Here is a 4,824-nt window from a genome sequence, read left to right as displayed (position 1 = left end):
TCTTCTAACGCAACTGAAAACCGCTCTATCTAGCTCACCTCAAATGCTGAGGAAATATTAATCAACCGAATCAAGCGACACCTTAACAACTCGGTTCTTTTCAGCTTCAGCTTTAGGTAGATTCAGATTCAAAATTCCATCTTTGTACTTAGCTTCCACCTTGTCATTTTGAATGCGTGCAGGTAGAGGGATCACGCGGCGGAAAGAACCGTAACGGAACTCAGAACGAGTAATACCTTTATCTTCCGTCTTAGTTTCAGAGCGGCGTTCCCCGCTAACAGCAACAGCTTCCGCCGTCACTTGCACGTCCAAATCCTTAGCCTCTAAACCAGGAATTTCTAGTTTTAAGTGAATAGCTTCTGGAGTTTCATGCAGCTCAGCGGCAGGCATAAACGCAACACCATTAGAACCCCTCTCTACTGGCGGCGTAAAGGTATCAAACAAGCGATTCATTTCTCGCTGCAAAGTATCAATTTCCCGGAATGGTTCAAAACGAATAAGAGACATAATCAATACCTCCAATCTTCTGAATTTTAGGGTTTAAAGAAACCTTGATTTAACTGTCTCTAATGTATTGATAATTCCCCAATTAGGTGATTCGGTTTTCTCCCAGCACCACGTTCGCATTACCGTACTTATGTACTCTTGTACTCCCAGTGTTAATCTCCGAACCAAATGTACGGTTAACCGCCCCGCACATTTTGACAGGAAGCATAGGTATCAAACAACACTCCCACCAAACTAAAAGTAATGCCAATTACCAAAAATCCCTCAACGGGGCTACCATTGCCGAAAGTTGCTAGGAACTTCAAAATCTGACCCGCCCCAAAGTGGCCAACCTCTTGTAGGTAGGGCAGGTGACTAATCAAGTAAAAGCAGCTCAACCCAACTCCGATTAACAATAGCGGAGCGACAAAGCTGAAAAGACTAGCCAGCAGTAGAGAGCGAAGAAAATTAGGCACGATGCTCATATAGAGACTCACAAATCAGCTAAACTGCCTACAGGTATACAAGTTGAAATTACTTGTCCTCTTCTACGATAGAAGCGATCGCTCTTTTACAGCGAATCTGTCAGAAAACTTAAATTTTTAGTTAAAGAAACTTGTTTAAGATTTGTACTGAGTTAAAGAAACTTGTTTAAGATTTGTAGAGAGATTTTATTTTTCTCTAATGTTGTTACAGCCATCCTTAACCTTGAGTCAGACTAATTCTTCCAGCCTGGGATTGTGGAGTCAGCGATTTCTAGCAGCAATACTGCTGGGTGGCCAAGTGACTCTGCACCTGTTCACTCGCACTATTCATCGCCGCAACACCCTTGACCAAATGGTGGCTGTGGGCCCGGAATCCCTACTCATCGCCTTGGTGACTGCGGGTTTTGTGGGTATGGTGTTTACAATTCAGGTAGCGCGGGAGTTTATTGCCTTGGGTGTAACTAACGCCGTTGGTGGTGTACTAGCTGTCTCTTTAGCACGCGAACTTGGCCCAGTCTTGACAGCAGTGATTATTGCTGGGCGAGTCGGCTCTGCTTTTGCTGCTGAAATTGGCACTATGCAAGTAACAGAGCAGATTGATGCTCTCTATATCCTCAAAACTGACCCGATTGATTACCTGGTAATTCCTCGCGTTATTGCTTGCTGTCTGATGTTGCCAATTTTGACCATCTTATCTCTGGTAACGGGTATGGCTGGGGGTCTGCTGATTGCTACCAGGATGTATGGCGTTCCTCCCGTCGTGTTTTTGGAATCTGCCCGAAACTTTCTCACGCCTTGGGATATTTGTGCTCCAGCTATCAAAGCTTTTGTTTTCGGCGCTTTAATTGCGGTGATTGGTACGAGTTGGGGTTTGACGACTACTGGCGGTGCTAAAGGTGTTGGACAGTCTACTACGACTGCTGTTGTGACTTCTATGCTTGCGATCTTTATCTGCAATTTTTTCTTGTCTTGGTTGATGTTTCAGGGCACTGGTAGTATGGCTCTCCAGCGACTAGGTAATTAAATTATGCAGGAGGCAGGATGTATGAGGTCGATCTTCTGAAGTTAACTCAAGTGCTGAGTTAGAGGCGATCGCGCCTCAACATCTCGATATTTCAATTATTCAGGACTTTGGCACCCAACCAAAGAAACCGGGTTTTTTACGAAAATACTTCGCTCGGACTCAGAGATGCTCTCAAAAACCCGGTTTCTCAAGCCATGAGCGTAATTCCTACTGGTATAAGGTTTTTGCCGTTTCAAACGCTCAGTTTTTAATCCGGTAGCCGATCAATTTGCGGACAGTTTCGACCGGTATTGCTAATTCTTGGGCGATCGCAGCCTCTACTTGACTGGCTTGGGTGAATGGAAACTCATATTCCAGCCTCTTTAAAGTTGAGTCAGTAGTTTTGACAAAAATAGTGGTAAAGCCCCGGCTGCGATCGATTTCTGCCTTGATGGTCAAGATTGTTACTGACAACCTCACTTCTAACTGTCTATTTGCCTCAAGTTTGTTAACGGAGTCATAACGACGGCTTAGAACTTGGGCTGCGATCGAGTTACCTGTAGTCCAGAATAAGGCGGCTACCAAAGGCAGGGGCAACCAAAATTCCCAGTGAGCGCGGTGGAGAAGTTGTCGGAAGCGAGGTAAAGCCATTGGAATTTTAGATTTAGATTACGCGCGATCGCATACAGAAACTACGAACATTCTAGTTAGCAAAAGATTGACGTAAATCTTACCTCTGACGGACGCTTTTCCTAAATGTCTTCTCTACCATAAAGCTTGCAGAACAATGGTTAGATCGATGCGAATTCTGCTAGTAGAAGACGATGTGAATCAACTCGAACCGCTTCAAACTGCTCTCTCTGAGGCAGGACATATTGTAGATGGTATAGAAGATGGGGCGATCGCTCAATGTATTTTATCGCAGCGGGACTATGACCTGTTGATCCTGGATTGGTTATTACCTAAAGTCAGCGGCTTAAGCTTGTGTCAGCAATACCGCCGTCTGGGAAAAACTGCCCCAGTGTTGCTGTTGACTGCTAAAGATACGACTGTTGATAAAATTAGTGGTTTAGATGCTGGAGCGGATGATTATCTGATTAAACCTGCCGATGTGTTTGAACTGCTGGCGCGGGTGCGGGCCTTGGGACGGCGATCCCCAGTTTGGCAAGGGGATACTTTACAGGTTGAAGACCTGACTCTACATCTATCAACGCTGACAATGGAACGCGGCGATCGCAGTATGCTTTTATCGAGGCGCGAATTTCAATTTTTGGAGTATCTCATGCGTCACCCTCGTCAAGTCCTTTCTCGCGGTCAAATAGAGCAAGCTTTGTGGGAGTGGGGCAGCGAACCGGAGAGTAATGCGATTACTACTCTGGTGCGTCGTCTGCGGCAGCGATTGCAGGCGGTGGGTGCTGTCACTTGGCTAGAAACTATATATGGTATGGGATATCGCTTGAATCCAGATGTTTAATCGTAGCCGTCGCAATCTTGCCCAGTGGTTTACGCTGTCGATGGGGACTATTCTGATCGTTTTTGCCGGCATTATTTACTACCAGCGATCGGTTAACCACTTAGAAGAAAGCGATCGCCTACTCTACAAAAAAGCAAGAGTTATGGCTGCCAATATCGATTATGGTTGGCACCAAGGAAAAGAACGCATCGATCTGAGTAACGTTCCGATTCTGGGGAATTATTCTCCCCCGCCTGACAGTGAGATTATTTACGTTCGCTGGTATTCGGCCACTGGAGAACTACAACAATTTTATGGGATGCAACCCTTGGATCGGATTCAGGCGATCGCGGCCTTTGAAACCATTCAATCTCCCTCCAACTGGCTGCGACAATTAACACTACCAGTTGACTACAACGGACGCACGATTGGCTACCTCCAAATTGCTATCCCGTTGACAGATGCTCGGAATACACTCAGAGAGTTGCTGATCGTAATGGTGGTAACAGTGCCTTTGACCTTGGGCGCGATTAGCTTAGTAGGTTGGTTTTTAGGCGGGTTGGCGATGCAACCTATTAGGATTTCCTATACTCAACTACAACGTTTTACCTCTGATGCCTCCCATGAATTAAGGGCACCGCTTGCCATCATTCTTAGTAATGCCCAGGTTGGGTTACTCAGTCCAGTTGAGGCAGGTAAGCCTAAGCACACTCGATTAGAAAAGATTGCGGAAACGGTTAAGTCGATGAATCGGTTAGTGACCGATCTCTTGTTTTTAGCACGACAGGCAGGACATTTAGACCCGAACTCGATGCAATCGATTGACTTGAAGGAGTTGTTGAAAGATGCGATCGCCACTTTATCAATACAGATTGTTGAGCGGCAGTTAACGCTTAATTTACAACTCCCTGAAGACAGAGTTATTATCAAAGGCAATGCAGATTTATTAAAACAAGCGATCGCGAATCTACTCACTAATGCTTGTAAATATACCTTGCCTGGAGGAACAGTATGGTTGCGTTTATTGCATCAATGTCATCGCCTTTTAATTCAAGTAGAAGATACGGGAATCGGCATTCCAGAGGCAGATTTGCCACAGATTTTTGACCGATTTTACCGAGTTGATGAGGAACGAACGCGGGAGAAAGGTGGCTATGGATTGGGATTAGCGATCGCCCAGCAAATTGTGGAAGCTCATGGCGGGCAGCTAACAGTAAGTAGCCAGGTGGGGAAAGGTTCTCTGTTTCAAATAGAACTGCCTCTTTAGAGAGGCAGATGGCAGATGGCAGGAGGCAGGAGGAAAATACAATACTAGAAAGGGTTTGGGCTGCTGACTGTATAAACATTCTTCCTTCTCTCCTAGATAACTAAATTTTTCTTCCTTCTCTCCTAGACAA

At 45.4% G+C, this 4,824-nt stretch carries 6 protein-coding genes; 3 read left to right on the top strand and 3 right to left on the bottom strand.

Features of this window, described 5'->3' with window-relative positions; all coding sequences use genetic code 11:
* Positions 1-57: 57 nt before the first annotated feature.
* Together OSCI_RS08960 and OSCI_RS08955 are read right to left on the bottom strand one after the other, a co-directional pair.
* A complete protein-coding gene (locus OSCI_RS08960; protein ID WP_007354607.1) occupies positions 58-507 on the bottom strand; it encodes an Hsp20/alpha crystallin family protein in 450 nt (149 codons plus the stop codon).
* A 176-nt stretch (positions 508-683) separates the two neighbouring features.
* Positions 684-971, bottom strand: coding sequence for a hypothetical protein (locus OSCI_RS08955; protein WP_007354606.1), 288 nt, complete (start codon positions 969-971; stop codon positions 684-686).
* A 199-nt stretch (positions 972-1,170) separates the two neighbouring features.
* On the opposite strand from OSCI_RS08955, the gene OSCI_RS08950 reads away from it, so the two are divergent.
* Positions 1,171-1,995, top strand: a complete 825-nt coding sequence (locus tag OSCI_RS08950) for an MlaE family lipid ABC transporter permease subunit (protein ID WP_007354605.1) — start codon at positions 1,171-1,173, stop codon at positions 1,993-1,995.
* A gap of 240 nt (positions 1,996-2,235) precedes the next feature.
* Here OSCI_RS08950 and OSCI_RS08945 read toward each other — a convergent pair whose 3' ends face one another.
* Positions 2,236-2,625 (bottom strand): hypothetical protein, encoded by a 390-nt coding sequence (locus OSCI_RS08945; protein ID WP_007354603.1) that lies wholly within the window; start codon positions 2,623-2,625, stop codon positions 2,236-2,238.
* Between the two features lie 148 nt (positions 2,626-2,773).
* Here OSCI_RS08945 and rppA point away from each other — a divergent pair, with 148 nt between their 5' ends.
* Together rppA and OSCI_RS08935 are read left to right on the top strand one after the other, a co-directional pair.
* Complete coding sequence (rppA, locus tag OSCI_RS08940) at positions 2,774-3,448, top strand: two-component system response regulator RppA (RefSeq protein ID WP_007354602.1); 675 nt, start codon at positions 2,774-2,776, stop codon at positions 3,446-3,448.
* Positions 3,441-4,694 (top strand): sensor histidine kinase, encoded by a 1,254-nt coding sequence (locus OSCI_RS08935; RefSeq protein WP_007354601.1) that lies wholly within the window; start codon positions 3,441-3,443, stop codon positions 4,692-4,694. Before rppA ends, OSCI_RS08935 begins: the two co-directional genes overlap by 8 nt.
* The last annotated feature ends 130 nt before the right edge of the window (positions 4,695-4,824 follow it).

The organism is Kamptonema sp. PCC 6506 (genome assembly GCF_000180455.1).
Taxonomy (GTDB): domain Bacteria; phylum Cyanobacteriota; class Cyanobacteriia; order Cyanobacteriales; family Microcoleaceae; genus Kamptonema; species Kamptonema formosum.
The sequence above is the reverse complement of the archived record's forward strand: the minus strand, read 5'-3'. Positions and strand labels throughout refer to the sequence as shown.

Bases quoted from the DNA above. Each gene is read 5' to 3' on its own strand.
- OSCI_RS08955 (WP_007354606.1), bottom strand. From the start codon at position 971: ATGAGCATCGTGCCTAATTTTCTTCGCTCTCTACTGCTGGCTAGTCTT.
- OSCI_RS08950 (WP_007354605.1), top strand. From the start codon at position 1,171: ATGTTGTTACAGCCATCCTTAACCTTGAGTCAGACTAATTCTTCCAGC.
- OSCI_RS08945 (WP_007354603.1), bottom strand. From the start codon at position 2,625: ATGGCTTTACCTCGCTTCCGACAACTTCTCCACCGCGCTCACTGGGAA.
- rppA (WP_007354602.1), top strand. From the start codon at position 2,774: ATGCGAATTCTGCTAGTAGAAGACGATGTGAATCAACTCGAACCGCTT.
- OSCI_RS08960 (WP_007354607.1), bottom strand. From the start codon at position 507: ATGTCTCTTATTCGTTTTGAACCATTCCGGGAAATTGATACTTTGCAG.
- OSCI_RS08935 (WP_007354601.1), top strand. From the start codon at position 3,441: ATGTTTAATCGTAGCCGTCGCAATCTTGCCCAGTGGTTTACGCTGTCG.